At 59.7% G+C, this 828-nt stretch carries 1 protein-coding gene; it reads left to right on the plus strand.

Features of this window, described 5'->3' with window-relative positions; genetic code table 11:
- Window positions 1-55 precede the first annotated feature (55 nt).
- A protein-coding gene (locus tag A9995_RS16425; RefSeq protein ID WP_145917028.1) for an IS5 family transposase occupies window positions 56-816 on the plus strand; the annotation gives its coding sequence in 2 pieces (ribosomal slippage) (window positions 56-389 and window positions 389-816; 762 coding nt in all).
- Window positions 817-828: the final 12 nt, after the last annotated feature.

Genomic DNA, 828 nt, shown 5'->3' on the forward strand with positions numbered 1-828 from the left:
GGATTCCCAGTGGCTCGATATTCTGATTCAACGGCAACGCTGAGGAGGCGTTGTCATGAGAGATCTCACCTGGCTGTCAGAGGCGCAGATGCGCCGGATCGAGCCGTATTTTCCACTGTCGCATGGGGTGCCGCGGGTCGATGATCGGCGGATCGTCAGCGGGATTATCTTTGTGATCCGTAATGGCCTTCGTTGGCGTGATGCGCCTGCCGAGTATGGCCCGCACAAGACGATCTACAACCGGTTCATGCGTTGGAGCCGGCTGGACGTGTTCAACAAGATCTTTGCCGCACTGGCTGCGAAGGGCGGCAAGCCGGATCAGCTGATGATCGACGCCACGCATCTCAAGGCCCACCGAACAGCGGCCAGCCTCTTAAAAAAGGGGCTCTTCCCAGACGTATCGGACGCACCAAAGGCGGTCTGAACTCCAAGCTTCATGCAGTCTGCGATGGCCAGGGGCGACCACTGGTCATGCTGCTGAGCGAAGGCCAGATGAGCGACTTCAAGGGCGCCGCGCTGATGCTCGACGCACTACCCAAAGCTAAAGCACTGCTCGGCGACAAGGGCTATGATGCCGACTGGTTCCGCGCTGCTCTGGCTGCTCGCGGGATCACCGCTTGCATCCCGTCAAAAGCCAATCGGAGGGTGCAGATCCTGCACGACCGGACCCTCTATCGCCAGCGCCATAGGGTCGAGAACATGTTCGGCAAACTGAAGGACTGGCGCCGCATCCACACCCGCTACGACCGTTGCGCCCACACCTTCATGTCCGCCATATGCATCGCCGCAACCGTCATCTTCTGGCTCGATCAATGAGTCCTGAGCCTA

This window comes from Erythrobacter sp. QSSC1-22B, assembly GCF_001678665.1.
In the GTDB taxonomy this organism is placed as follows: Bacteria; Pseudomonadota; Alphaproteobacteria; order Sphingomonadales; family Sphingomonadaceae; genus Qipengyuania.